This window comes from Capnocytophaga sp. G2, assembly GCF_035282625.1.
Taxonomy (GTDB): domain Bacteria; phylum Bacteroidota; class Bacteroidia; order Flavobacteriales; family Flavobacteriaceae; genus Capnocytophaga.
Genome location: NZ_JAYKBU010000002.1, coordinates 60,944 through 83,671 on the forward strand (window position 1 = coordinate 60,944; position 22,728 = coordinate 83,671).

At 39.2% G+C, this 22,728-nt stretch carries 22 protein-coding genes and 1 other RNA gene; 9 read left to right on the forward strand and 14 right to left on the reverse strand.

Features of this window, described 5'->3' with window-relative positions; translation table 11 throughout:
• Positions 1–23 precede the first annotated feature (23 nt).
• The gene (locus VJJ03_RS01850) at positions 24–953 is read right to left on the reverse strand and encodes a hypothetical protein (protein WP_323973479.1); all 930 of its coding nucleotides are present in this window, start codon (positions 951–953) and stop codon (positions 24–26) included.
• 238 nt (positions 954–1,191) lie between these two features.
• Between VJJ03_RS01850 and VJJ03_RS01855 the strand changes: the two genes are divergently transcribed.
• The 9 genes from VJJ03_RS01855 to VJJ03_RS01895 all read left to right on the forward strand — a co-directional run bounded on the left by VJJ03_RS01855 (position 1,192) and on the right by VJJ03_RS01895 (position 9,359).
• Positions 1,192–2,160: an alpha/beta fold hydrolase gene (locus VJJ03_RS01855; protein WP_323973481.1), complete on the forward strand. Its 969-nt coding sequence runs from the start codon at positions 1,192–1,194 to the stop codon at positions 2,158–2,160.
• A gap of 41 nt (positions 2,161–2,201) precedes the next feature.
• Complete coding sequence (locus tag VJJ03_RS01860) at positions 2,202–2,822, forward strand: LolA family protein (protein ID WP_040358536.1); 621 nt, start codon at positions 2,202–2,204, stop codon at positions 2,820–2,822.
• Complete coding sequence (locus tag VJJ03_RS01865) at positions 2,800–3,405, forward strand: hypothetical protein (protein ID WP_323973483.1); 606 nt, start codon at positions 2,800–2,802, stop codon at positions 3,403–3,405. The genes VJJ03_RS01860 and VJJ03_RS01865 overlap by 23 nt, the downstream gene beginning before the upstream one ends.
• 18 nt (positions 3,406–3,423) lie before the next feature.
• Positions 3,424–3,789: a 3-hydroxyacyl-ACP dehydratase gene (locus VJJ03_RS01870; protein ID WP_009746494.1), complete on the forward strand. Its 366-nt coding sequence runs from the start codon at positions 3,424–3,426 to the stop codon at positions 3,787–3,789.
• Positions 3,783–4,262: a hypothetical protein gene (locus VJJ03_RS01875; protein WP_323973485.1), complete on the forward strand. Its 480-nt coding sequence runs from the start codon at positions 3,783–3,785 to the stop codon at positions 4,260–4,262. Before VJJ03_RS01870 ends, VJJ03_RS01875 begins: the two co-directional genes overlap by 7 nt.
• A 124-nt stretch (positions 4,263–4,386) precedes the next feature.
• The gene (locus tag VJJ03_RS01880; RefSeq protein ID WP_323973487.1) at positions 4,387–5,502 is read left to right on the forward strand and encodes a hypothetical protein; all 1,116 of its coding nucleotides are present in this window, start codon (positions 4,387–4,389) and stop codon (positions 5,500–5,502) included.
• Positions 5,503–5,752: 250 nt separating this feature from the next.
• Positions 5,753–6,796, forward strand: a complete 1,044-nt coding sequence (locus VJJ03_RS01885) for an endonuclease/exonuclease/phosphatase family protein (protein WP_009746491.1) — start codon at positions 5,753–5,755, stop codon at positions 6,794–6,796.
• A 286-nt stretch (positions 6,797–7,082) separates the two neighbouring features.
• Positions 7,083–7,181: signal recognition particle sRNA small type (gene ffs, locus VJJ03_RS01890), an RNA gene on the forward strand.
• A 51-nt stretch (positions 7,182–7,232) separates the two neighbouring features.
• Positions 7,233–9,359, forward strand: coding sequence for a suppressor of fused domain protein (locus tag VJJ03_RS01895; RefSeq protein WP_323973489.1), 2,127 nt, complete (start codon positions 7,233–7,235; stop codon positions 9,357–9,359).
• 12 nt (positions 9,360–9,371) lie between these two features.
• Here the strand turns inward: VJJ03_RS01895 and cls are convergent, their stop codons facing one another.
• The 13 genes from cls to VJJ03_RS01960 form a co-directional block, all read right to left on the reverse strand.
• Positions 9,372–10,823 carry a cardiolipin synthase gene (gene cls / locus VJJ03_RS01900; RefSeq protein ID WP_040358100.1) on the reverse strand — a complete coding sequence of 484 codons (1,452 nt, stop codon included), beginning with the start codon at positions 10,821–10,823 and terminating at the stop codon, positions 9,372–9,374.
• Between the two features lie 148 nt (positions 10,824–10,971).
• Positions 10,972–11,904 carry a malate dehydrogenase gene (locus VJJ03_RS01905; RefSeq protein ID WP_009746487.1) on the reverse strand — a complete coding sequence of 311 codons (933 nt, stop codon included), beginning with the start codon at positions 11,902–11,904 and terminating at the stop codon, positions 10,972–10,974.
• Between the two features lie 162 nt (positions 11,905–12,066).
• Positions 12,067–13,422, reverse strand: a complete 1,356-nt coding sequence (locus VJJ03_RS01910; protein WP_040358530.1) for a peptidylprolyl isomerase — start codon at positions 13,420–13,422, stop codon at positions 12,067–12,069.
• Positions 13,409–14,263 (reverse strand): hypothetical protein, encoded by an 855-nt coding sequence (locus VJJ03_RS01915; RefSeq protein WP_323973491.1) that lies wholly within the window; start codon positions 14,261–14,263, stop codon positions 13,409–13,411. The genes VJJ03_RS01910 and VJJ03_RS01915 overlap by 14 nt, the downstream gene beginning before the upstream one ends.
• Before the next feature lie 82 nt (positions 14,264–14,345).
• A complete protein-coding gene (locus VJJ03_RS01920; RefSeq protein ID WP_323973493.1) occupies positions 14,346–14,873 on the reverse strand; it encodes a CvpA family protein in 528 nt (175 codons plus the stop codon).
• A gap of 39 nt (positions 14,874–14,912) precedes the next feature.
• A complete protein-coding gene (locus VJJ03_RS01925) occupies positions 14,913–15,134 on the reverse strand; it encodes a DUF2795 domain-containing protein (protein WP_009746483.1) in 222 nt (73 codons plus the stop codon).
• 191 nt (positions 15,135–15,325) lie between these two features.
• On the reverse strand, positions 15,326–15,460 hold the full coding sequence (locus VJJ03_RS01930) for a hypothetical protein (RefSeq protein WP_256378933.1): 135 nt from the start codon (positions 15,458–15,460) through the stop codon (positions 15,326–15,328).
• A gap of 135 nt (positions 15,461–15,595) precedes the next feature.
• Entirely contained in the window at positions 15,596–16,195 is a 600-nt protein-coding gene (locus tag VJJ03_RS01935; RefSeq protein WP_009746482.1) for an NUDIX hydrolase, read from the reverse strand.
• Positions 16,196–16,339: 144 nt separating this feature from the next.
• Positions 16,340–18,976, reverse strand: coding sequence for a WD40/YVTN/BNR-like repeat-containing protein (locus VJJ03_RS01940; protein ID WP_009746481.1), 2,637 nt, complete (start codon positions 18,974–18,976; stop codon positions 16,340–16,342).
• A 28-nt stretch (positions 18,977–19,004) separates the two neighbouring features.
• A complete protein-coding gene (gene kdsB, locus VJJ03_RS01945; protein WP_009746480.1) occupies positions 19,005–19,742 on the reverse strand; it encodes a 3-deoxy-manno-octulosonate cytidylyltransferase in 738 nt (245 codons plus the stop codon).
• A 10-nt stretch (positions 19,743–19,752) separates the two neighbouring features.
• Positions 19,753–20,085 (reverse strand): iron-sulfur cluster assembly protein, encoded by a 333-nt coding sequence (locus tag VJJ03_RS01950; RefSeq protein WP_009746479.1) that lies wholly within the window; start codon positions 20,083–20,085, stop codon positions 19,753–19,755.
• Positions 20,086–20,088: 3 nt separating this feature from the next.
• Positions 20,089–20,511 (reverse strand): SufE family protein, encoded by a 423-nt coding sequence (locus tag VJJ03_RS01955; protein WP_009746478.1) that lies wholly within the window; start codon positions 20,509–20,511, stop codon positions 20,089–20,091.
• Positions 20,512–20,607: 96 nt separating this feature from the next.
• Positions 20,608–22,461: a M1 family metallopeptidase gene (locus tag VJJ03_RS01960; RefSeq protein ID WP_323973495.1), complete on the reverse strand. Its 1,854-nt coding sequence runs from the start codon at positions 22,459–22,461 to the stop codon at positions 20,608–20,610.
• Positions 22,462–22,728 lie beyond the last annotated feature (267 nt).

Sequence of the window (22,728 nt, forward strand, 5' to 3'; positions counted from 1 at the left end):
ATATGATCTTATAGAGTTATATCTTACATAGTAAGCCGTTCAAAGAAAGCGTAGGCAACTACTTGATAGAATTCAATCACGTAATCCATAGGAACTAACTCCATTTCATAAGGAGGATGATTATATTCAGGGAGAGGGTCAGGGATAAGCTCCAAGAATCCTTCTTTTTTACTTCTTTTAACAATCTTGACTGTTCGTAAGTTATTTTTGAGTACTACAGCATAGAGTTCGCTGGTGGGAAAGTACACTTGCCAGTCTTCTATTTTGCGAAGTCCGATAATAGACCCACTCCTAATGCGTCTGGAAATAGAATTTCCAACGAGGTTACAAGCGAATTCAGCCCGTGCAAAATCAGGAGAACTTATGATAAAGGAAGGTTTCACTTGTGAAAATAACTCCATAGAAGTCCATCCTCCTGCAAAATCCACATCATAATAAGGTACCTTCACCGAGGAGATTATCTGTTCGGTTTGTAGTACAGGGATTTGGGAGTCAATATCCTCATTGCGATTTTCATATTCATATTCCACACGTTCAAAGAAGCGTTCTAACAGAGCTTGAACTTTCACAGGGATTCTTTTCTCATCATACTCGTAAGCCTTCAGGTTCTGCAGAGGAATCTTGGTATATTCGCTTATTTCGGCAAGAGAGAGCCCATATTTCTTGCGTTGGTCTCTTAGGTAATTTTCCTCTAATTCTTCATCAGGGGAGAGCATTTCTCCCTTTCCCTGTAGGAGCCAATCCTTACTTATCTCTGGGAAAGTATTGACTAACTTTCTTATTAATCCCTCTGTGATATATTTTTCATTGCCATTGAGGGCAGCAGAGAAATTACTCCTGGACTCTCCTATTTTCTGAGCTAAGAGGGTTTGGGATACATATTCGGTATGCTTACGCAAATATATATATACTTCATTAAGCCTTTTAGAGATGGCTTCTTTGTTTAATTCCATAGGACAAAAGTACATCAAAAAAGTGGTATAAACAAATAAAAAAGGAAAAATTATTTATTATTTCATAATATAATGATTTTTAAATATTTGTGTGTAATAATTTATTATTTTATGGGGAATATAGGATTCTTAGAAAAAAACCTATAAAGATTTGTTTATTTTATTATAAAAGACTACTTTTGCGTTTAAAAGTAAAAAGAAAGATAAGTTATTTATTTTGATTATAGGTTATATTGCTATGAAGGAGCTTAAGTGTATAGAAATCAAAGACTTTGTTACTTTATCAGGAAGAAAATATCCTTTACTGAACCTTACCTATCAAACCTTTGGGAAGCCTTTAGGAGAAGCACCGGTAATAGTGGTTAATCACGCTCTTACAGGCAATTCACAAGTAATAGGTAAGGAAGGTTGGTGGAACCAGACAGTAGGGGAGGGAAAGGCTTTTGATACCACTACTCATACGGTTATTTGTTTTAATATACCAGGGAACGGTTATCGCAGCAGGGAACACGAATTGATTAAGGATTATAAGGAATGGATAGCGAGGGATGTAGCGCGTATCTTTTTATTAGGTTTGGCGCAACTGCAGGTGAATCATCTGGAAATTCTCTCAGGTAGCTCTTTAGGCGGAGGGATTGCTTGGGAGATGATAGCCCTCGCTCCTGAATATGTTACTCATTTTTTCGCAGTAGCGACCGATTGGAAGACGACCGATTGGGTGATTGCTAACTGTCTTATCCAAGAGAGGCTTCTGGAAGGGAATAATCCCCTACACGATGCGCGTATGCATGCGATGCTTTGCTATCGTACCCCTGCTTCTCTCAAAGAAAAATTTGACCGTAGTGTAAATCCTGATAAGAATCTCTTCAATACGGAAACATGGCTTTTACATCATGGTGAGAAGCTCCAAAACCGGTTTACCTTACCTGCTTATAGGTTAATGAATCAATTGGTTAAAACGATTGATATAGGTAAGGATAGGGGAACGTTTGAGCAGGTAATGGCTCGGGTAACTACACAAATTCATATTATTGCTACCAATACTGACCTATATTTTGTCCCCGAAGAGAACCGTTTGACCTTTGAACGATTACAACAAATGGATAAGAGAGTAACCTATCATGAGATCATTTCTATTCATGGTCATGATGCGTTCTTGATAGAATATCAGCAGCTGGATGCCTTTATACGTCCTTGCCTTGTTTAGTATGGCATAGTTATTGTGAGTCTGTTATAAAAAACTATAGAATGAAGTACGGATACCTATTTTTTGGTCTTATAATGACCACCTTGCTATGGGGGCAGGAAAAGGCACTTACTCAAGCACAAATTACTGCTTTCAAGGCTAAGGTGATAGAGAAGAATGCGACTATTGAAACCTTACAGGCAGATTTTAAACAGAGAAAACATTTGGAATTCATGTCCAAAGATATAGAAACGAAGGGGAAAATGGCTTTTTTAAAGCCTGATCAGCTGAATTGGCAGTATACCACTCCTTATCGCTATCAAATTGTTTTCCAGAGAGATAATATCAAAGTGAATGACGAAGGGAAAGTCTCTCAGATGAAAGCTGATAATAAGATTTTTAAGAAGATAAATAAGCTGATTGTCAGTTCTGTGAGCGGTAACATGTTTGATGATAAGGAGTTTGCGATAATTCTGTATACATCAGGGAATGAGACCTTGGCAAAGTTCTCTCCTAAGGATAGGACTTTGCAAAAGTATATTAAGGAAATCCATTTATTCTTTTCCTCAGATGCTACTGTGGGGCGCGTTAAGCTTATAGAACCTACAGAGGATTATACTGAAATTATTTTTATGAACAAAAAACTCAATACTCCTATTGATGCATCGGTTTTTAATATATAGTATTTTTTTCTTTTTCTTAGGTTGTGGGACTCCCTTTTATGTACCGAAGGATTCTCAGCGAGAAAAGATAGAGGAAAGGATTGAGAATCCTTATTTTAAATCCGGAGAAGAATACCTCTTTCGTGCTACGATAGAGGCTTATGGGCATACTTTTAATGGAATTTTAGCGATAAAGACAACCTCTCTTTTCTATAGGGTAGCACTTACGACTGATTTTGGAAATACACTCTTGGATTTTTCTTATAATAAGGAAGACCAATGGAGGGTCAATTATATTAATGAGGACTTAGATAGGAAGATTTTGATTAGGCTCCTCCAGCGTGATTTTTCGGACTTGCTTAGGACATTCCACAGTACGGAAAAGTATGTAACCTCACGGGAGGTTATCTATTTATCTGAAGAAGGTAAAGAGAAAAGCTATTTGTTTGTAAATCAAGATAAAAATGTATATCAACAGATAAATACTAAGGGTTCAAATAAATATACAACTTTTAAATTCTCCTGTGAAGGAAAAGGAGAGCTAAGGCAAGTTATAATAGAACACCATACTTTACAAGTGAAAATTACCTTGAATTTATTATGATCTATAACTAAAGAGACTATGTTAGAAGATTTTTATACACTTAATGAAATACAATCTTTAGGAGAAGGAAAATATACTTGTTATATTTCTCTTAATCCGCTACATCCTATTTTCAAAGGGCATTTCCCGAATAACCCTATTACGCCTGGTGTGTGTATGTTGCAGATTATCAAAGATATCACAGAGGGGATTACCCATAAGGAGCTTTTTCTGAGCAAGACTGCTAATGTCAAGTTCATGGCACTGATTAATCCTAACACTTCTTCAGAACTAACATTACAGTTGGAACTTACAGAACAACCGGATGCTATTGTTGTAAAGAATATAACTTCTTTTGGGGATACGGTAGCACTGAAACTAACGAATACTTATAAGCTATGTTAAGAATATGTTTGTTGTTTTTTATAGTTTGCCTTCCCCTTCAGGCACAATCTGTAGAGGAAATACAGAAGGAATATATCAAAGCCTCCGATAGCAAAGAAAGTACGGAAAAATTCTATACCCTCATGGAATCTGTAGCCTTAAATACTCCCGTAAAGAAAGCTTATAAGGGAGCTTCTTTGATGATGTATTCCAAGCAATCAGGGAAGTTAAGACAAATGCTTAAGGAGGGCAAAAAACTTATAGAGGAAGCTGTAAAGGAAGCACCTACCGATATAGAGGTTCATTTTATTCGCCTTAGTGTGCAGGAGCATTTGCCTAAGATAGTCCCTTATCGTAGTAATATTGTGGAGGATAAGGATTTTATATTACAAAATCTTGGAAATGAGTCTGAAAAAATAAGAAAATACATAAAAGGTTATATTAGTAAGTCAAAAGTATTTACTCAAGGAGATAAAGAAAGAATAGGGATTTAGGAAGATAAGATTATTTTTTGTAGAAATTAGGTTTGTATTAAGTTTTTTTGTATGTTTGCACCCTGAAAAGTTTTTTAATCAAGAATTTTATATTACTAAACAAATGAGAATAAAGTATTTTTTGATGACTTTGAGTTTTTGTTTGTCTTTTTTTGTCTTTGCTCAACCTAAATTGGAGGAGACATGGAAGGACAATCATCTGAACGAAACCTTGGAGACACCTTTGGGATTCCTTAGGAAGGAGAAGACAACAGTGAATAAGGTGGATTACTCTCTTGGGGTGGATAAGAATAACAAGATTAAGTATATAGAAACGAATAGTCCTACTTTTAAGGTAGAGGGATATAGCTTAGCCACTAAGCTATTTGGGTTTAAGAACTATACATATACTCGTTTTTTTGAAGGATGGGGATATTACTTACGTGTAAATGCTTCATGGTGTGCTTTCTTTGGGAAAGCAAAACCTACGAAAGATACACGCCCTATTTTCTTCTTTAATTATAACTTTGGAAAGGCTGAAGGGAAACCTGTTTTTGACTCTGCTTATGAGGATGTATTGGCTGCTCAAGTGAAAGCTGAGAGGGAAAAAGCAGAGAAAAAAGCCAAAGAAAAGGAAGAGCAAGCCAAAAGAAGGGCTGAATATGAGAGAGAGACAGAACGCTTAGAGAAAGAGAAAGCGGCTAAGGAAAAAGCAGAATTAGAACGTAAACAGGCTATTCAGAGAGAAGTAGAAAAGCGTAGAGCAGAAGAGGAAGCCAAAAAGAAGGCAGAGGAGGAAGCCAAGCAGCAATATGCTAAAGAAGTAGCTGAATACAATGCTAAGAAGGAAGCAGAAAAGAAAGCTAAGGAAGAAGAAAGGAAGCGAAAGTCAGAAGAGTTCCGTACCGGTCAAAGGGTCATTAATACAGAATTGGCACAAGGAAGTTCCTCCACAACGGCAACTTTTACAGAGTCCTTACAAGGAGGAGAAAAAATCCTAAATGAGACTTTTAAGCTAAAACTAAAGAAATCCCTTCGAGATTATCAGAATTATATCAATAAGAACCAGAAAAGAACAGAAGCTTATCCTTTGGTACTGGTTAATTATAAGGATATAATGGAGTATTCACAGAGTGAACTTTCCAAAATCACTAAGATTACTTCCACTACGGTTTTCAAGAAAGGAACTAAGCGTACAGAGGATTTTAAAGAAAAAGGAATGAATGGAGTTGTAATTATTAAGGTAGAATTCTCAAAGTAAAGTTACATTAGTTATTTTATAAAGGGAAAGGGCATTGCTCATTTAGGCAATACCCTTTCCCTTTTTCTTTGAGTGTTATGGCAAGGTGCAGATAGTTACGATTACCTTCTTTGTACGGAAATTCAATGAGAAAAGTAGAAAAAGGAAAGTTAAAAAACCATAGAAATTTGTGATAATTGACGAGGGAATATTTTAGGTTATATTTGTTTTTTAAAGGAGAAAATCGTATTTTTGTCAAAAATTACTTTAGATGAAAAAATTCTGTTTACCTTTTTGTATTCTATTGACGTTAAATAGTTTGTTTGTGGAAGCACAATCTAAGACTTATAAGGTTCGTACTGTAGCGTTCTATAATGTGGAGAACCTCTTTGATACGATAAATGACCCCAAGAAATTTGATGATGATCGCACTCCTACGGGGAAAGATCATTGGACAAGTGAGCATTATTTTGACCACATCAATAAGCTTAGTACTACAATTGCTAAGATAGGAAAAGATGTTACAGGGCAAGCCCCTGATTTTGTAGGATTAGCAGAGGTAGAGAATCGTGATGTAGTGGAGGATTTGATAAATTCTGAAGCATTGAAGGGTAACTATTATGGGATTGTTCATTATAATTCTCCTGATGCTCGTGGGATAGATGTAGCCTTTCTGTATAAGCAGGGAGTATTCAAGCCTACAAAGACCTCTAAACATTTCTTAGATATCAAGGATGCTGCGGGGAAGCGCCGTTACACACGTGATCAGATTCTTATTTCAGGAGAGATGGACGGGGAGGAAATACATTTTATTGTTAATCACTGGCCCTCACGTTCAGGAGGGGAAGCTGCAAGCCGTCCTTTAAGAGAAGCCGCTGCTGCCTTAAATAAAAGAATCTTTGATTCCTTAACTACGATTAATCCTATGGCTAAGGTGATTAGTATGGGGGATTTCAATGATGATCCTACCAATTCAGGGTTTAAGAAAGTGCTTAAAACAAAAGCGGACAAGAATAAAGTACGACAAGGAGAGCTATACAATCCTATGGAAAGCATGTATAAGAAAGGGATAGGGACTTTGGCATATCGTGATAGTTGGAGCTTATTTGACCAGTTTATAATTACTTATGGATATCTTGCTCCAGAGGGGAAAGGCTATAAATATTGGAAAGCGGGTGTGTTCAACAGCCCAGAATTGGCAAATCCATCAGGGAGGTATGCAGGTTATCCTTTCCGTAGTTATGCTAACGGAAGCTATACAGGGGGTTATTCCGATCACTTTCCCGTATATTTGTTTTTGATAAAAGAACAATAATAGCACTAGATCTTTTTAATAGAGATGATTTACACGTCCAAAGAATTAAAAACTTTTTCTTTGGGCGTTTTTGCTCCCCGTATGAGCCGTTATAATGTTTCCTTCTAGCGTATGAGTTTTTGTAATGGAAGAACCCTAGAGCGTTACTATGTAATTATCTTTTCTTTTAGATTAATATACAGTGGATTATGATTTTTCAAGAGAGGTAAGTAGAGGTACTCAGAGAAGTTACAAAAAAAGATTGAAAATAATTTGTATTGTTTCATTTTTTTTGTACCTTTGCACTCGGCAAGTCCTACACGACCAGCTCCCTTAGAATCCTCCAGGGTGGGAACGCAGCAAAGGTATAAGGTTGTAGCGGTGCGATGTAGGTAGCTTGCCATTTTTTGTATAAAAAAGGCACGAAAAATTTTGTAAACAAATAAGAATCAATACTATGACAGAACAACAGATTTTAAAAAAAATTGACAAGTGGAATGAAGACGACCATATTCAGGCGATCATTGACTTTATAGAGAATCTCCCTCATGAGGATAAGACTACAGCGGTGCTCAGTGAATTGGGACGTGCCTATAATAACTTATATTGGTTAGATTCATCTGAGGGAAATGAGAAATATCTGCGTAGAGCTGTGGAGATTTTCAAATATCTTGAAGCTGAAATAGGTGATACAGAGGTGTGGAATTATCGTATAGGGTATTCTTACTTCTACCTTAATGATATAGAGAATGCTAAAAAACATCTTGAAAGAGCCGCTTCTCTTTCAGGAGCACAGGAGTTATTACATTATGTAACTATTGCTCAGGAGAAAGGAATTACACTATTGGATGCTGTAGAAGGAGGCAGAGGAGGTGTGGAGTATATATTAGAAGATTTTGTAAAGACAATTCGGAAGTATGCTCCACAAATGGAACAGCGCTTAGGGAAGCCAGCTACGGAAGAGAAAATAGAAGCCCTTGAGAGACGATTAGGCTTTACCCTCCCTGAGGATTTCAAACAACTACATAGAACTTTTGATGGACAGAGAGAAAAGAAACCTTTCTTTGGCTCAGAGCAACGTTTTGTAGGGCTTGATGAAATAGAAGAATGCCAACAAAAAATATCAGATTTTCTTAAAGACACCTTTGGTGAAAACTGGCAGAAGTTACAAATTCCAGAACAGAACTTTGAGGAAGAAGGCTATATAAAGAACCAGCTCTTCAATTATAAATGGGTGCCTTTTATGATACATGAGGTAGAAGGAGAGATAGATAGCTACCTATGTTTTGACCTTGATAATGACCCACAGGAAGGTATTTATGGTCAGCTTATAGGAGTAACTCCCTCCAAGGAATTGGAAGAATATGATATCTCTTTTGTATTTTCAGGGCTTTTTCAGTGGCTTACTAAAACAATAGAAGGGATAGAGACAGGGCGATTGGCTTATTCTGAGGAGAAAGATTCCATGGAGTTCCTTTCAAAGGATGGTCAGCCCGCTTATTATGAAGAAGAGGAAAGAGAGGCTTTGGAGGATTATATAGAGGAGAATTTTGGAAAATTTGATGAAGTATTCCATGAGATAGTATCTCCGGATATTCATTGTGATATTTACATTGTCAAGCCTACTAAAGAGCGCAATTATTATACTTTGGTAACAGGAGGAATGGGTGCTTATGCAATGAATGTACCTGAAGGGTTTGGAGGAAGTCCTTTTGCTGAAATGGTTATTAACCTGCCTGCTCATTGGGATATTAAGAGTAATGAAGAAAAGGATTATTGGCCTATTCGCTGGCTAAAGATTCTCGCTCGCCTCCCCATTGAACAGGATACTTTCTTAGCTTGGGGACATACTATCCCTACAGGCGATCCTTTGGAAGGAACTGACTTCACTTGTATGCTACTCATTACAGCCGATGATAAAGATGGAGAAAATGCCATAGCACAACTTCCTACAGGAAAAGAGGTACATTTTTATAGTATAGTACCCCTTTATGAACAGGAGATGCTCTACAAATTGGAGAATGATAGTAGTGCTCTGTTAGAGCGCTTCAGCGAAAGGGATATTCCTTATCCTCCAGTGGTGGATGTAAATCGTCCTAATGTATGTGCGGATTTCTCTCCTACTCAGAATACAGGACTTTTGGACAATATAGCCTGGGCATTCACTCAGGAGCATTACCCTGGACTGATGATTTTCTGGGAGAGTGTAAAGGCTTATAATGCAGATATAGAGAATGATATAGAGGATTTTAATCCTTTTGGAACCATTTTCCGTTCGCCTAAGGTGAAGATAATGTATCGGGCATGGATCAAGAGTAGAAAAGAGCTACATGACTTTGAAATTCTTGCCAATGAGAATCTCTTTGAAGAAGCCCCCGATGAAAGAGGCTTGTATGATGCTCTTATTGTTGCGGAACTCTACTCAGGGGACGGAACTGCTTTTGGAGCATTAGAACTATTATGGCTTATTCATAACACGTTGGCAAATAAAGATTTGGGTGACCATATTTTCTTTGAAGGCTTTGATATAGAGGGCTATGAAGAGGATGGTACTCCAGTAATTTTTATCAACTGTGGTTCTTAAGAACGATGTTGACTACAAGAAAGGTGAGAGAAGCCGTGCCATGCGCTCTAAGAGCTGTTTAAGTCGGCTGCGCTTTTTCCATTGGTCAATGGAAAGTAGAGCGGCTTCTTTTATATCTTCGTAGAAAATAAGGCGGAGTTCAGTGGCTACCTTTTTGTTATAGACTATAGCACTTACTTCAAAATTAAGATCAAAGCTACGAGCATCAAGATTAGCAGTCCCTACGGAGGCTACTTCGCTATCAATTACGAAAGTTTTGGCATGTACAAAACCTTTCTCATAACGATAAATCTGTACCCCTGCTCTGAGGAGTTCTTCAAAGAAGGATTCGCTGGCGGTATGTACAAACACGGAATCCCCCTCCTTAGGGAGGAGTAATTTCACCTCTACACCACTTAGAGCAGCTATTATTAAGGCTTCTTGCAGAGAGGTATCTGGGACAAAGTAGGGCGTGGTAAGGAGTATTTCTCGCTTGGCGGCATAGATAAGTTGTACTGTAGCATAAAGGATATTAGGTAAGTCAGAATCAGCTCCGCTGGATACTATTTGGGTAAAATAATTCGTGGGATAGGGAGTAATATCTACAGGGAAGTAGAGAGCATTGATATTAACATTTTCCCCACTACAAAAGTTCCAATCCTGTAAGAAAATAGCTTGTAAGGTGTAGACAGAATAACCGCGTATCATCAAGTGGGTATCACGCCAGTAGAGGGGATTCTTTTCTGCATTGTTATATTTGTCACTGATATTGATTCCCCCTACAAAAGCCGTATAGCCATCAATAACTACTATTTTTCGGTGGTTGCGGTAGTTCATGCGGTTGGCGAGCTTAATGAAGGTGATTTTGTAGAAAGGGAAAGCCTGTACGCCATGCACTTTTAATTCCTTTACAATATTTTTACGAATATCCTGACTGCCAAAGTCATCATAGATAAAGCGTACCTCTACCCCCTCTTTTACTTTCTGAATAAGAATATCCTTGATAGCATTCCCTATATGGTCGTTTTCATAGATATAGAACTCAATATGGATGTGGTGTGTTGCTTTTTTAAGAGCTTCAAGCAGTTGTGGGAAGAAATTTTCGCCATTACAGATTATCTTTACCTCTTCGTTAGGAATAATAGAAGGGCGCTGTTCAATATGTGATAAAAAGCGTAGGCTTTTCTTATAAGAGGAAGTTACATAGGGTGCTAATGAGCGGAGATGATTGCGCAATTGAGGAAAATGTTCTTGCAAGGTTTTTCGGAAGCGTTGGTCAATGGTTAGTTTCCTATAGTATATTTTGTGTTTGCGGTAGTTAATACCAAAAGAGAAATAGAAAATAGCCCCCACGATAGGAGCAAAGATTACCAAGAGCAGGTAGGCTAAGGCTTTGCTTACTGAGCGGGTATCCCATATAATGCGTAAACACACCATGATGATAAGTAGGACGTAGAGAATCTGAACAATAAGGATGGGTTTCATCTGATATGAGGGGAAAAGTAAGGCTAACACGGGCAGCAGTTGGGGATATGTGTATATAGAAGGTTGTATTTAGTGTTTTTAGGGAGTATTTTTAGAAAATAAGGAGGCTGTCCTAAAAGATAGCCTCCCATTCTTTTTGTTTAATGGCTTATAAAACGCCTTCTAAGGCTTTATTTACCTCACGTACAGCTTGAGTACTTTCACTGAATTTAGCTTTTTCAGCATCATTGAGTTTTATTTCTACAATTTTCTCAATACCATCACGACCGATGATAGCAGGGACTCCTACGCACACGTCCTTTTGTCCGTATTCTCCTTCAAGGAGTGCTGAACAAGGGAAGAGTTTTTTCTGGTCACAAGCGATTGCTTGTACTAAGGCGGAAACGGCAGCACCTGGAGCATACCAGGCGGAAGTTCCCAAAAGTTTGGTAAGAGTAGCTCCTCCTACTTTGGTATCTTGAGCAACTTGGCTGAGACGTTCTTCAGATAAGAACTCAGTAACAGGCACTCCGCGATAACTTGCCAATCGGGTAAGGGGGAGCATGCCACTATCACTGTGAGCAGCAATTACCATTCCTTCTACATCGGAGATAGGGCTGTTTAGGGCTTCTGCTAAGCGATATCTGAAACGAGCACTATCCAAAGCACCTCCCATACCAATGATGTGATTTTTAGGTAATTTGGTAGCTTTATGTGCCAGATAGGTCATAGTATCCATAGGGTTACTTACCACAATTACAATGATATTGGGAGAATACTTAACCAGTTGTTCCACTACAGACTTAACAATATTTGCATTAGTACCAATGAGTTCCTCACGGGTCATGCCTGGCTTGCGAGGAATACCGGAGGTGATCACAGCTACATCACTTCCTGCCGTTCTGGAATAGTCATTAGTTACTCCTATAATACGGGTATCAAACCCGTTCAAGGAGGCTGTTTGCATAAGGTCCATTGCCTTTCCTTCGGCAAAACCTTCTTTGATATCAATTAAAACAACTTCAGCAGTAAAATTCTTCAGTGCGATGTATTCCGCACAACTTGCGCCAACTGCTCCAGCGCCTACTACGGTTACTTTCATAAAAATCTTCTTTAAAATGTTATTGTATGTGCTGTCAAAGGTATAAAGAAAAAATCAAATAAACAATATTTTTCTGATTTTTATTTGTAATCAGTAAAAAAATAAGGCAACCTGCATTATTTGCAGATAGCCTTATTCTACGAAAAATTAACTAAGAAAATTCTATTTTTTTAACCAATTATTTGAAAAAGAACACTTTTTGTATTCTCCTTTTACAGAAATAAAGGTTTTTTTGATAGCCTCATTCATCCATTTACCCACAGCTTCTAGTTGTTTTTCTTTCAATGCCAGATCACGGATTCGTGTATAATCATTGATAAAATCAGCGGTATGTTCGCCTATACGGTTGGTAATACGGTATATTTTGTACATTTTTCTTCCTGTTCTGTCCTCATCCATGATAGGGGAGGATATTTCATCATCCTTCAAGGAAGATACTTGTGAATAGAGGAGAGGTTCCATACGAGTTAGTTCAAACTTGGTAGAATAGTTCTCAGGATTTAGCAGTTGCCCTCCGTCCTCCTTAGTTTCCTTTTCATCGGAGAAATTCTTAGCGGCTTCTGCGAAAGTGAATTCCTTATTGATAATTTTATTGCGGATATCATTAATTTTCTTTTTTGCTTCTTCCAATGAGTTTTGTGGGATTTGTGGTACCATCAGAATGTGTCGTACAGAGACTTCCTTCCCCCGTATCTTGACCACCTGTAGGATATGCCAACCGAAATCTGTTTTGAAGGGGTCAGATATTTCGCCTTCTTGTAGGGAGAAAGCCACATCCTTGAATTCTTTAGCAAAACTGGATTTTCTATTGAAAGTTAGTTCCTTACCTCCTGTAGCTCTGTCGGCAGAATAAAGGATTGCCTTGGTGGGGAAGCTAGCCCCATTCTCCTGTACATCTTTCTTGATTTCCTTGAGTTGTTCAATGACCTTATTCACCTCACTTTGAGGTGCTTTAGGTTCTATCACTATTTGTGCGATTTCTAATTCTGTACCAATGGTAGGAAGTTCATCCTTAGGTATTTTGTTAAAGAACTGTTTTACTTCCTCAGGAGTAACCTCAATATTCTCTACGATTTTAGCTTTCATACGGGAGCTAAGTTCGTTTTGGCGAAGGATATCAAAGAGCTCATCGCGGAGGGACTGCTCATCATCCTTGTGATAGAACTGAATGACCTTTTGTATATCTCCCAACTGATCTGTTAAGAACTCAATACGGCGATTCACTCCATCACGGATATCTGTATCGGAAACCTTGATACTATCTTGGATGGCTTGGTTCACATAGAGCTTATCCTCCATGAGCTTACCCAAGAGTTGGCAACGAGTTACATTCTTGGTATCCACATTTTGAGAGCGGAGTTCTATTAAAGCACGGTCAATATCGGTCTCTAAGATAAGATAATCTCCTACGACGGCGGCAACCCCATCTATTTTCGTTTTAGAAGATTGCGCCCAAAGGCATGGGATACAGAGGAAAAAGGATAAAAATAATGTACCCAAATAGTTAATTCTGTTCATAGATTTCAAATTGTTTCTTTTCAATTGCATTATTGATGATTTCTTTTTCTAAGTCATTGATATAATTGCTCCTGCGCTTATTTAGGATAATTTGTTGCAGGGTTGGATATACATAATTCAAGGGAGCATAGTCGGTATTGTCCAAGAAGTTATTTATTTTTAATAGGTACACATTGGTGGAATCCCTATCCTCAAGGAACTGATGTGAGAATCGCTTATTGAGCCTTGAGGCGAGCATAGGCAACTTCTCACGGACTTCACTTGCCCTTACCCACATACTATCATTGAGGAAAGAGGAGGTGAAGTGAGGGGCTAAAGAATCAATATATTGCTTATCCTTAGGAGAAAAATTTTTGAAAGCGTTGATGATTTTAGGACTTAAGCTACTGGGAGATAGCTGTATATACCGAAGTTGTATCAATTCCTCATTAAGCTTAAAGATATCCTTATTTTCTTGGTAGAATAACTCTCTTTCTTGTTTGCTAATTGCGGTATCCACCTGTCGAGAGAGTAAGTCTAAGTAGGATTGGGTATACAAATCGGTTCGGTATTGGCTTACTAAATGTTCAAATTCTTCTTTTTTGGCATTGGAGATATTCTCCTCTGCTTTGAGTAAGAGGAGCTTTTTTAGTGCCCAATTATCAATATAAGGGGTTACAATTTGTAGGCTATCCTCCAGCGTATAGTCCTTAGGGAGTAGTTTTCGGATATCCTCCTCATATAGGTAATAATCGCCTACTCGAGCCACTGCATGACTGTTTTTCTTAGGGGTGTCCAGCCAATAGCAACTGCTAAGGAGAACAGTGAGTAAGGAGTAAGTGGTTATTATTTTCAAGTTCATTTTAACTTTTCTTAAGAGAGTTGCGCAAAAACATCGCAAGTTACAGTAATTTGAAAAATAAAACTAATCAATTAAAATATTTTTAACTTTCATGTGGGGAGGAAGGCAATTGGGAGAGAGAGTTAAAGGTATCCTTATATTGGAAAATATAGGTACATATCCAGCTACTTGTCTTGATGATAGGGTGATAGAGAGCGGATTGCTGGGTAGTTTCTTTAGGAATAAGCTCAATGGCACCTTGGTTTAGGTACATTAGTGCCGTTCCTATAATGAGTGACCACTTAAGCATTCCAAAGGCAGCTCCTGCCACTCGGTTTACTGATCCTAAGGCAGCACTTTCTAAAATCTTCGTTAAGAGCTTTCCTGCTAGCCCTACTAAGATAAGGGCAAGCAAGAAGGTGATGATAAAAGAAAGTACCTGATTGGCTTTTGCAGAGAAGGAAAAAAGGTCGCTTACAAAAGGAGCTACTCTGGCAGAGAAGTGAATGGAGATCCATAAGGCAACAAATACAGATATAAGAGAGGCTACCTCCCAGATGAACCCCTTGAGGAACCCTTGTACAATGCCTATGGCTAAGAAAATACCTAAAATAATGTCAATATGAGTCATACTATGAAAAAAGAGATGGAAGCCATCTCTTTAAGAATTTTAATATTCATCTTCGTTCCAAAGATAATCCTCTTCAGTGGGATAGTCAGGCCAGATTTCCTCAATAGATTCATATACTTCCCCTTCATCTTCAAGAGCTTCAAGGTTCTCCACCACTTCCATGGGGGCACCTGTACGAAGGGCATAATCAATGATTTCTTCTTTGGTAGCAGGCCAAGGGGCATCACTTAAGTAGGAAGCAAGTTCTAATGTCCAATACATATAAACTGAATTTATTTGTAAATAATCATTCTCAAGTAAGGTGCAAAAGTATAAAAAATATTGATATCCAAGACATTTTTTACTATCTTTTTTGAGAATATTGTTTATCCTAATGATAATCAATTATTTGTAAGTAAAAAGTAAAGTTGCATGAGCGAGTATATGGTTCGCCCCAGCGAGAGATTCATTTTTCACTTTTCATCCACATACCCAGCTGTGGGCACTCGCTGGCTATACTTTTCACTAATGAGGTAGGCACAAGCTAAAATCGCTGAATACCTGCAGGCGAGTATATGGCTCGCCCCAGCGAGAGATTCATTTTTCACTATTTGTTTTTCACTTTTGCATAATAGGGTAGGCACAAGCTAAAATCGCTAAATACCTGCAGGCGAGTATATGGTTCGCCCCAGCGAGAAATTCATTTTTCACTATTCGTTTTTCACTTTTCACTTTTCACTAACTTAGTATTCCCCTTTGAACACTTCATGGATGCTTGAGAATGAATTCTTCAGAAGTTTTTTGAGCTTCTTAGGTTTTTTCCAAGTACATATTTCTATCTCTTCTTCCTTTTGAGGGTGTAATTCTTTAGGGTAATCGCTATACATATTATACCAATGTGTTTCCTTAAGGTAGTACTGGTGCTCTCGCTTATAAATATGATAGGTGATGGTTCTTAGTCCTAAGAGCTCTAAGGGGGAGACATCTGTCTCTTCTTGTACTTCTCTAAGGGCACAATCCTCTAAGAGTTCTCCTTCCTCTAATTTTCCTTTGGGTAAGTCCCATTTCCCTTTTCGTTTGATAAATAGGATTTTCCCTTTATGGTCACGCACAAGACCTCCTGCGGCTTCTATTTGGACAAAAAAAGAGGCAAAATCATCAAAGTAATTTTCTTTTTTATCTATATAAAAAACAAATTTGCCATATCTGTAACCTTCTATTTTTTTGATAAAATCCTTCACTGAGACCGATTCACTGAGGAAAATGCGGTATTTTTTCTTATAGGATTTCTTAAGCTTATTGGTTACTAATATCTTTTTATCATCAAAGAAAACTTTATACATCTGGTTCAGATTTTTCCGTAAAGATACAATTTTCTTAGCGAATAAGGAATATTTTATATAGTTTTAACATTTTATGATGTATAATAACAGAAGCTCCTTTTTGGGGAGCTTCTAAATACAAAAACTAAATATGAAAAACACAATTTATTCGATAACAAGGGTACGTTCTTCATCAAAGGCATCACTATCAAAGATAATTCTGTAAGTACCCTTAGGGAGGTAATACTTACCATTGCTTGCCTTCTTGAACGTTGTTAAGAGTTTCTTTTCATAGGCAACACGTCCTTCTTCGTTAAAGACCAAATCAAAAGGGATAAAGTTAAGTCCTATTTTGGTTTGGTAAGTGAACTTAGAAAGGGTAATTTTGTCCTTAACAATACTTATTTTAATATTGCTACCTGCCTTTGAGGCAAAAGATTCCAAGTATAAGGTAGGCACTTCAGGTTCTTGCCAAGGGCTAGGGGCATTTCCCCATTTTGGAGAGTACGGAATGGAATAGGTTTCCTTCAGTGGGTAGAAGAGTTGATCTTGTACAGCGGCACGTATTTCCTTGAGAGCGGCTACATTGGCAGTGAAAAAGCCATGTCCCTTAGTACCTACATATAGCTGATTGGTTTGGGTATTTATCACAATAGCGCTTACAGAGGTACGAGGGAGATTTTCCTTAAAGATATGCCATTTCTCGCCCATATCAAAGGAAACATAGAGTCCGTTTTCGGTACCTAAATAGAGGACTTGTTCGTTGGTGGGGTCCTCTACGATAACATTAACGGTTTCCTCAGGAAGGTTTGCCTTAAGGTTATCCCAACTTTTCCCCATATTATTACTACGAAAGATAAGGGCTTGGTGGTTATCATTCTGTAGGATAGCATATACACGATCTTGGTTATGCTTGGAGGCAAGCAATGAAACTACTCGGTTAGGAGAGGGAAATGAGGAATAAATCATTTGCCAAGAAACGCCTCCATTCTGGGTAGTATAAATCATTCCATCATCACTTCCTGTATAGATGAGTCCGAACTGAAAAGGGGACTCAGCGATAGCGGATATAGTACCATAGGAGAGGATCCCACCCTTATCTCCATTGGTAAGGTCTGTGGAGATAGCACTCCACTGTCTGCCTTCGTTAAGGGATTGGAATAGCACATTGCTCCCCGCATAGAGAATGGTATTGTTTTGAGGGGAAAGAGAAAGTGCTGTCTGCAAAGGGTAACGTTGTTTGGTTTTTCTATCATAAGGAAGGGTGATTTTGCTTTGCCTTAAGGGGAGGATACTTCCTAATGATTGGGCAAGGTAAAGCTTATTTTCAGGGGTAACGACTAAGCGTCCGTTTTCATTGCTGGAGAGAAACCATTGGTTGGAGGTATACTTGAGTACCCCACCGTTAAGGATGCTTGCATAGAGGGTAGCATCTTTAGGATTTCCGATAGAGAGGGAGGTTACATAAACCGTTTGTGGCATTTCTTGTCTTGCCCAAGTGCGACCTTGGTCAAGGGATTGAAACATTCCTTGATTGGTTACCAAGATGATTTGTCTCTCATCGGCAAAGAGCTGATACACCTTTTGACTTTTGTCATTGTCCTTGATGAGTGTCCAGGTAATACCTCCATTGTTGGATTTGAGTGTAGGAATTCCTGAGAGGTATAGTTCATTCTCTTGCTTAGGATTTACACATAGAGCTCCTACTTCATATCCTTTGCTGTAGAACACATTGGTCAGAGGGGAGTTATTTTTTTTCACCCAGGATTTTCCTCCATCGGCGGAGTGATACACCTCAGCGCCGATAACCCTTGGGAGGGCTCCGGTGAACTTAGGAATATCACTGGCTTTGACGGCTCCTGAGCGTACTATTTCACGGAGATTATTGGCAGAGAATTTGTTCTGTAAGGAATGATTGTAGAGGTATTGTTCAATCCTCTCATCCTCTAAGGCAAGGAAATCCTTATTGGAAAGGTTATGGAAAAGCACATCGTCTCCCTCATCCTTGGCACGTTCGCGGTTATCTACCAATGCATAAAGGGAAGTAGGGCTGAATACCGCTAAGGATATTTTCCCGATATTCCCTTGAGGGAAGCCAGAGCCTGCCCCAGTCATAAGTTCCCAAGTAGTTCCTGAGTTGCTACTCTTATAGATTCCTGATTTCTTACCTGCGGGAATGATGTTGGAAGGGGTTTGTTCCATATCCCAAGCAGCGAGGAAGAGTGTTTCAGGAGCAGAAGGTACCTTCTTTAGCTCATTAACGCCTACCTGACCGAAGGTTTGGTTCCAGGATTTTCCCTTATCGGTAGTACAGAATACGCCCTTATCTCCAGAGATATCTCCTAAGGCACTAAGGCAAACAGAAGTATCGGAAAGGAGGGTAATTTGGCGAATATTCACATTACCTGTCCAAGAGGTTGTTTGCCAATCTTTGGTATATTCCTTGAAAAAGACCCCCTGATGATTAGCTACCCAAAGGGTACGCGTATCCCAATTGACTGCCATAGCGGTAGTTTGTGGGGACATGGCATCGGTAAAAGTAGGAGTAAAGCTGGCGCCATTGTTATCACTATACCATACCCCTGAATGGGATAAAGCTACATAGAGTTCATAAGGATTCTTAGGATTTCTATCTACTTGGATAATCTCTCCTGCTCCTCTGCTAAGGGGGAGGGCTTGGAAGGGAATATTTTTAACCCAGGATTTTTGCAAATTTTGTAAACGAATGGCTTCCTGCCTGTTCTGAGCAGTACCTATACCCATTACAGAGAGGATTGCGGTTAAGAATAGTATTTTTTTCATAATCTGTAGAGATTAATAGGATATTAATTTAAAAAGTATTTTTCCATAATTGCCGTGCCTTCTCCAAATCCTCAGGAGTATCTATTCCTATGTTTTCCACAGGAGAGAGTACCATTCTGATGCGTTTGCCATTTTCTAAATATCGCAATTGCTCGAGCTTTTCTATTTCCTCTAAAGGAGTAGGAGCAAGGCGATAGAATTCCATTAAGGCTTCTTTGCGAAAGGCATAAACGCCTATATGTTTCTTATAGGTGTATTCCTTATTGGGGTCTCTTAGGAAAGGAATTGGGCTACGAGAGAAATAGAGGGCGAATAGTTCATGGTCTACTACCACCTTTACATTATTAGGGTTTAGGATCTCCTCTTGCTCAAGAAGAGGCATCATCAGGGAGGCAAGGTCAATCCGCTTATGTGGGTCATGGTCAAAGACCTCTAAGAGGCTCTGTAGGCTCTTTTTTTGGATAAAAGGCTCATCCCCTTGCACATTCACAATGATATCGGCAGGGAGGTTCGCTACGGCTTCAGCAATGCGATTACTACCACAGCTATGAGCTACTTTGCTCAAGAATACCCTTCCTCCTATAGTGGTGATTCTTTGAGCAATTTCCACGCTGTCGGTAGCCACCCACACCTGGTCAAAAAGGCAGGTTCGTTCGGTGGCAAGATAGGTCTGCTCAATAACACTTCTTCCCCCTAAGTCCTGTAAGAGTTTCTTAGGAAAGCGTGTTGCCTCAAGGCGGGCAGGAATAACAGCTATCTTTCTCATCGGCTTTAGGTTAAAGGAAACCAAGTTCTAATTTAGCTTCTTCACTCATCATCTCCTGTCCCCAAGGAGGGTCAAAGGTAAGTTCTACTTCTACTTCGTTAATTTCATCAATACTACTTATTTTCTCATAGACTTCTTGAGGGAGTACTTCCGCCACGGGGCAGTTGGGGGAGGTGAGGGTCATGAGAATCTTTACATCGTGATTCTCATTAATGAATACATCATAGATAAGCCCTAATTCGTAGATATCTACAGGGATTTCAGGGTCATAGATAGTATGGAGTACCTCAACGATTTTCTCTCCAATAAGGTCGGTATTGATAGGTGCTTTTTCTTCTGGCATGGTTTAATGGTTCTTTAAGGTGATTGCTTTGGCATAGAGTTTCATCTGTTCTATCATGCTCACCAGCCCGTTGGCACGGGTAGGAGAGAGGTGTTCCTTAAGCCCTATTTTGTCAATAAAACTCATATCAGCCGCAAGAATGTCGGTCGCCTTCTGACCGGAAAGGACTTTAACCAAGATGGCAATAATTCCTTTGGTGATGATGGCATCACTATCGGCAGTAAAGGTAAGGAGATCTCCTTGGCTCTCGGCATGTAGCCATACTTGGCTTTGACAACCCTTGATCAGATATTCCTCTGTTTTGTACTTAGGATCAATTAGCGGTAGGTTCTTGCCAAGGTCAATCATATATTCATAGCGATCCTCCCAGCTTTCTAAAAAAGAGAAATCCTCAATAATAGCATTTTGTATTTCAGTGATGGTCATTCTTTTTTTGGGGCAAAAGTACGAAAAATAATGATTAATGGTTAATGATTAAGGATTAAATTTTCATCCACATACTCGCTCACGCGACTTTACTTTTCATTTTTCACTTTTTAAGTGATGGCATTCAGGGTTAGGGTCTGCCATGAACTCTTGAGGGTCTATACTGATGTTTCTTACCTGAGAAGAAGGGAGGTTGAGTTCAAACTGGTAAGTGTTTTCAGCCCAGTTCCATACAGGAAGGACAATGCGCTCCATATTGATGAACGGATTGGGCTTTTCCCCAAAGGTAAGATCGGTAGGGACATATACGGAGAATGGTTTTTGTCCATTAGGAATGATGATAATATCCAAAGGCATGGGGATGCGTCCCTTTTTGACAAGGGTTACTAAGGTCTTGTTGCCTTTGGCTTCCAACTTCTCAATGCAATAGCTAATGTGATGGGTGGTGTGCATGAACTCCTTGAGGAACCAAAAGAGCTGCATACCGGATTCCTTTTCGGCACAGCGTACAAAGTTTTCAGGGGTAGGATGGGTGAAGGCATACTCCTTATAAAAGCGCTTGAAGGTACGCTCCATCGCTTTACGTCCGATGATATAATCCAGATGAGAGGCGAACATGGTGCCTTTGGCATAGGCAGTACTAAAATAAGAACGACTTCGTTCGAAGAAGTCCGCCCGTATGGAAGGATCTTCTTCATGGTTTTCACTCATATACTTAAGGAAAGCCTTATGGCGAAAGTCGGAGAAATTGGCTACAGGGTCTTTCCTGACTACCTCGGCATCTGCCCATAGTTGTAGGAAACAGGTGAACCCTTCGTCAAACCAAGGGTATTGTTGTTCATCTATAGCGAAAATATGTTGGAACCAAGTGTGCGCCAGCTCGTGGCAGGCAGTTTTCACAAGGGCATTGGGGTCTTTTCCTCCTTCTATAAAGGTACACATTGCATATTCCATAGCTCCTTGTCCAGCTTGGATAAAGGAGTAATGGCTCCAAGGATAAGCGCCTACCTTTTCCTCGTAGAAGTCCAGTACCTGGGGCATAATTTGCTGTAGTTTCTTCCAGCTTTCAGGAAAATTCTTATAAAAGAAATGGAGTTCTACTCCACGCTTGGTCTTTACCACATCATGCTGAAAGGAAGGGTCAGCCGCCCAAGAGAAGTCAATTACTCGCTCGGCTTTGAAATGCCAGGTGCGAGTCTTCTGGTGGGTTTTCACAGGCTTGATGCCCTGATAGCCGAAGCCTATTTGCTGAGCATTTTGCAGGTCTCCAGTGCCGGCAACAAGGTAATTCTTGTCTATGGTAATCTTTACATCAAAGTTAGCCCAATCCCCATAGAACTCGCCGAATATATATTGGTAAGGGTGCCAACCTTGGCTGTCATACGCACAGATACGAGGGTACCACTGGGAGAGGGATAGGGCGACGCCATCGGAGTTATTGCGCCCCATACGCATCGCAAAAGTGGGGATTTGTGCAGTGTAGTCCATAGCAAGGGTTGCCTTCCCATGAGGAAGGATAGGCTCGGGGAGGGTTACCTGTAGGATAGTTCCTACTACCTGATAAGGGGCAACTTTGCCATTTTGAGTGAGGGTACGTATGTGAATGAATCCTTGTTCGTTCTCCTTCAGATGAGCTAATTTGCTTTCGTATTTAGGAGATTCTTCAGAGCCTACATTCTGCATGAAGCGAGCGGGCATATCGGGTACCTGACGCATATTCATATCCATTTGGCTCTTGGGCTGAAAAGCGTTTAGGTATAAGTGGTAAAAAACAGTACGCAGCGTATCGGGTGAGTGGTTCTCATAGATGGCTACCTGCTTGCCTTTGTACTGGAAGGATTTTACGTCCATCTGAACATCCATTTGATAGTCAATGTGCTGTTGCCATTGAGCGAAGCTATACAAAGAACCTATTAAGGTAAGAAGTGAAGAAAGAACAAATTTAATCATTTTGAGTTTTTGGTTTTTTGATTCATCTATGTGGCAAAAGTACAAAAAAAAGTGGACAATGAAAAATGAAAAGTAAAAAATATAACTGGCGAGTACCCAAAGCTGGGTATGTGAATGAACAGTGAACAGTGAACAGTGAAAAATGAAAAATTAATCATTAATCATTGTTTGTTGTTTTTACTTATTCAAAATATATATAACTGAAAATGAGTAATTTATTTTGTTTCTAAAGAAGGGTTGTCGTATCTTTGCACCCAGAAAATAGAA

Excerpts from the sequence above, each read along its gene's own strand:
- VJJ03_RS01935 (WP_009746482.1), bottom strand. The coding sequence starts at position 16,195 with ATGTATAAAGTTTTCTTTGATGATAAAAAGATATTAGTAACCAATAAG.
- VJJ03_RS01905 (WP_009746487.1), bottom strand. The coding sequence starts at position 11,904 with ATGAAAGTAACCGTAGTAGGCGCTGGAGCAGTTGGCGCAAGTTGTGCG.
- VJJ03_RS01860 (WP_040358536.1), top strand. The coding sequence starts at position 2,202 with ATGAAGTACGGATACCTATTTTTTGGTCTTATAATGACCACCTTGCTA.
- VJJ03_RS01885 (WP_009746491.1), top strand. The coding sequence starts at position 5,753 with ATGAAAAAATTCTGTTTACCTTTTTGTATTCTATTGACGTTAAATAGT.
- VJJ03_RS01895 (WP_323973489.1), top strand. The coding sequence starts at position 7,233 with ATGACAGAACAACAGATTTTAAAAAAAATTGACAAGTGGAATGAAGAC.
- VJJ03_RS01855 (WP_323973481.1), top strand. The coding sequence starts at position 1,192 with ATGAAGGAGCTTAAGTGTATAGAAATCAAAGACTTTGTTACTTTATCA.
- VJJ03_RS01915 (WP_323973491.1), bottom strand. The coding sequence starts at position 14,263 with ATGAACTTGAAAATAATAACCACTTACTCCTTACTCACTGTTCTCCTT.
- kdsB (WP_009746480.1), bottom strand. The coding sequence starts at position 19,742 with ATGAGAAAGATAGCTGTTATTCCTGCCCGCCTTGAGGCAACACGCTTT.
- cls (WP_040358100.1), bottom strand. The coding sequence starts at position 10,823 with ATGAAACCCATCCTTATTGTTCAGATTCTCTACGTCCTACTTATCATC.
- VJJ03_RS01940 (WP_009746481.1), bottom strand. The coding sequence starts at position 18,976 with ATGAAAAAAATACTATTCTTAACCGCAATCCTCTCTGTAATGGGTATA.
- VJJ03_RS01955 (WP_009746478.1), bottom strand. The coding sequence starts at position 20,511 with ATGACCATCACTGAAATACAAAATGCTATTATTGAGGATTTCTCTTTT.
- VJJ03_RS01875 (WP_323973485.1), top strand. The coding sequence starts at position 3,783 with ATGTTAAGAATATGTTTGTTGTTTTTTATAGTTTGCCTTCCCCTTCAG.
- VJJ03_RS01865 (WP_323973483.1), top strand. The coding sequence starts at position 2,800 with ATGCATCGGTTTTTAATATATAGTATTTTTTTCTTTTTCTTAGGTTGT.
- VJJ03_RS01910 (WP_040358530.1), bottom strand. The coding sequence starts at position 13,422 with ATGAACAGAATTAACTATTTGGGTACATTATTTTTATCCTTTTTCCTC.
- VJJ03_RS01850 (WP_323973479.1), bottom strand. The coding sequence starts at position 953 with ATGGAATTAAACAAAGAAGCCATCTCTAAAAGGCTTAATGAAGTATAT.
- VJJ03_RS01920 (WP_323973493.1), bottom strand. The coding sequence starts at position 14,873 with ATGACTCATATTGACATTATTTTAGGTATTTTCTTAGCCATAGGCATT.
- VJJ03_RS01960 (WP_323973495.1), bottom strand. The coding sequence starts at position 22,461 with ATGATTAAATTTGTTCTTTCTTCACTTCTTACCTTAATAGGTTCTTTG.
- VJJ03_RS01950 (WP_009746479.1), bottom strand. The coding sequence starts at position 20,085 with ATGCCAGAAGAAAAAGCACCTATCAATACCGACCTTATTGGAGAGAAA.
- VJJ03_RS01880 (WP_323973487.1), top strand. The coding sequence starts at position 4,387 with ATGACTTTGAGTTTTTGTTTGTCTTTTTTTGTCTTTGCTCAACCTAAA.
- VJJ03_RS01870 (WP_009746494.1), top strand. The coding sequence starts at position 3,424 with ATGTTAGAAGATTTTTATACACTTAATGAAATACAATCTTTAGGAGAA.
- VJJ03_RS01925 (WP_009746483.1), bottom strand. The coding sequence starts at position 15,134 with ATGTATTGGACATTAGAACTTGCTTCCTACTTAAGTGATGCCCCTTGG.